The organism is Streptomyces sp. URMC 126 (genome assembly GCF_051386555.1).
Taxonomy (GTDB): Bacteria; Actinomycetota; Actinomycetes; order Streptomycetales; family Streptomycetaceae; genus Streptomyces.
This window is the reverse complement of record NZ_JBPQTX010000516.1, coordinates 1-2,974: the sequence shown is the minus strand read 5'-3', so window position 1 is coordinate 2,974 and position 2,974 is coordinate 1. Positions and strand designations below refer to the sequence as shown.

Genomic DNA, 2,974 nt, shown 5'->3' with positions numbered 1-2,974 from the left:
CCGCCCGGCCCGCCCGGGCCCGCCCTCTCGGGCCGTCCCCGGCCCCCCGGTCCGGTTTGGGCTCGTGTGTCCGCCGAGCGAGCAGCGGGCCGTGCCGATGTTCCGCCGTCCCTTCGCCAGTGCGCGCGCCCGACAGCGGCGTGGGGCTCGACCGCGAGGCCCGCTCGTCGTCCCACGCCGCCGGGGTCCGCCGGCGCTCGCCGTATGCCTCCCGCTCGCCGTCCGCCCTCCCGGCCGTGCCTGCCCACCGCCGGTGGGTTCCGCCCGGCCGTCGGCACCGCCGCGCCCCCCAACGGCCGCCGGTGGCTGCCCCTTACGCCTATATGACCCCTTGCCCCTACCGGGCCCGGGCGTGCGGTTGCGGTGCCTGCTGGAGTGGCGCCTGCTGAAGCGGTACCGGCCGGGGTGTCAGGGGATCGCCGTTCTCCGTCATGTCCCCTAGGGGGCCGCCCCGTCCCCCTTCCTCGGGGTCCGGCAGGCGCAGTCGGGCCAGCCCGCAGGGGACGTGGGGGGTGACGTAGGGGAGCCGCAGCTCCCCGGCGGCCGTCCACAGGCCGGCTCCGGCCACCCACCCCAGCGGGCCGGGGAACTGGCGCAACTGCCGTTCCGCCGGCCGCCAGATCCCCACGGAGGTGCCCGACTCCCGGTCGACGCGGAACGCCACCGAGCACACCTCGGGGGTCAGCGTCTGCCCCGGCTGGACGGCGAACGGCGTCACCGCCGCGCCGGGCTGCCGCAGGCACTCGGGAAAGCGCACCGGCCGCGCCGAGCCGAGCACGCCCCAGCCCAGCCGCTCCTCCCCGGGCGCGTCGGACCGGACGAGCAGCAGGCCGCTGTCGGGGTCGGCGAGCACCAGCCGGTCGTTGCTCTTCTCGGCGATCTGCAGCAGCGGAGTGGTCTCCCCGCCGCGCCCGAGGTCGACGACGACGGCCTTGGTGAGCCCGTCCAGTTCGCGGTCGAGGGCGAGGAGCCGGCCCGGCCGGTCGAGCCAGGCGCCGCCGGAGCAGCGCCCGGGCACCCGGGCGAGCAGCTCCGGCCCGGCGGGCGAGCCGTAGACGCGCCACAGCGTGGTGGTCCGCTCGCCGTGCACCAGCGCGTAGGCGGAGAGGCCGTCCGGCGCGGGCGGCAGCAGCGACAGGTACGGGCACTCGATCGCGCCGAGCGGCAGCTCGCCGGTGCCGGGGCCGGTGGGGTAGAGCAGCGACAGGGCGTACCGCTCGGCCACCCGGCGCCGGATGAGCACCCTCCCGTCGGTGAGCGGCAGCACCTCGCTGTCCGGCTCCTCGGGCTGGCTGCCGGGCAGCGGGACCGCGTACGGCTCCGGGCCGTCGAGGGTCCAGCGCTCGGGGAACCAGCCGCCCGTGGCCCGGCTCAGCGCGAGCCACGCGGCGTACGAGCCGTCGGCCGCGATGGTGAACGCCGGGCGTCGGGAGTCCATCGGCGCACGCCGGGGAGTGGTCTCCGGAGTGCTCTGGGGGGCACAGACCGTCATGAGAAACGTCACCTCCGGCACAGAACGTAGTTTTCGCGCCCGGGGCCCCACCCTGCGAGTGAGGCGGCTTCACGCGTAAGGGTGGAGGTTGTCCGATTCGCCGGAGGAATGTGGGGTGGGTGTGCTTGCGGTGGTCCGTCCCTCTTGATGGCAGGGCGTCCCGACCCTCTAAAGTAAGGGTGACCTAACCCTCGGAAGCCTCCACGGAACTTCACGGGAACCCGCAGGCCGGATACCCCCGGCACCCCCTCAGCCCCCAGGAGTACCCCCATGTCCCTTCGCCGCCGCGGCACGGCCGCCGCAGCCCTCGCCCTCGCCGCCGCGCTCTCCCTCGCGGCCTGCGGATCCGACGGAGACGGTGACAAGGGGAAGGACGGCGGCGCCGGGTCGAAGGACGTGGCTCAGGGCGGCAAGGACTTCGGCAAGGCCGCCGACCTCACCCGGAAGATGGGCACCGACGCCGCCGCCGGGCAGTTCCCCCGCACCGTCACCCACGCCCTGGGGAAGACCGAGATCAAGGCGAAGCCCAAGCGGGTCGTGGTCCTCGACGTCGGCGAGCTCGACAACGTCGTGTCGCTGGGCATCAAGCCGGTCGGCTACGCCCCCGCCGAGGGCGGCGACGGCATCCCGGCCTACCTGCGCAAGGACGCGGGCGACCCGAAGAGCGTCGGCACCATCAACGGCCTCAACCTGGAGGCGATCAACAACCTCCACCCCGACCTGATCCTCGGCAGCAAGCTCCGCGCGGAGAAGCACTACAAGGACCTGTCGAAGATCGCGCCGACCGTCTTCTCCGTCCGCCCCGGCTTCACCTGGAAGGAGAACTACCTCCTCAACGCCGCCGCCCTCGACGAGACGGCGAAGGCGAAGGCCAACCTCGCCGCGTACGAGGCCAAGGCGAAGAAGCTCGGCGAGGACGTCGGCGACAAGAAGCCGACCATCAGCATGGTCCGCTACATGCCGCAGTTCACCCGGCTGTACGCGCAGAAGTCGTTCATCGGCACCGTCCTGAAGGACGCCGGCCTGCCGCGGCCGAAGAACCAGCAGGTCGACGAGCTCGCCGTGCAGATCGGCCCCGAGAAGATCGACCAGGCCGACGCCGACTGGATCTTCACCGGCGTCTACGGCGACCCCGACCGCACCAAGCGTGACGTCGCCCGGGACAACCCGCTGTGGAAGAACCTGAAGGCGGTCAAGGAGGGGCGCGCGCACGACGTCAAGGACGAGACGTGGTACCTGGGGCTGGGCGTCACGGCGGCGAACAGCGTGCTGGATGATCTTCGCGGGTTCCTGGTGAAGTAAGGGGCAGCATCCAGCCCGTCCGGCGTTTGAGGACAGCGCCCGGAGGGCGCTTCGGGGGGTGCGGGGCTCGCCCCCGCAAGAAACGGTGAAAGGGCGGGGCCGGGGCACCCACCGCGACGAAGTCGCGACCGCCCCGGCCACCGGCCCCGGCTCCGGTCTCGCCCCCGGTGCCCGGCGCCC

The 2,974-nt window shown here is 73.6% G+C and carries 2 protein-coding genes; one reads left to right on the top strand and one right to left on the bottom strand.

Features of this window, described 5'->3' with window-relative positions; genetic code table 11:
- Positions 1–337 precede the first annotated feature (337 nt).
- Complete coding sequence (locus ACSNOK_RS32155; RefSeq protein ID WP_436784322.1) at positions 338–1,492, bottom strand: hypothetical protein; 1,155 nt, start codon at positions 1,490–1,492, stop codon at positions 338–340.
- 270 nt (positions 1,493–1,762) lie between these two features.
- Here ACSNOK_RS32155 and ACSNOK_RS32150 point away from each other — a divergent pair, with 270 nt between their 5' ends.
- The gene (locus ACSNOK_RS32150) at positions 1,763–2,794 is read left to right on the top strand and encodes an ABC transporter substrate-binding protein (RefSeq protein WP_436784321.1); all 1,032 of its coding nucleotides are present in this window, start codon (positions 1,763–1,765) and stop codon (positions 2,792–2,794) included.
- Positions 2,795–2,974: the final 180 nt, after the last annotated feature.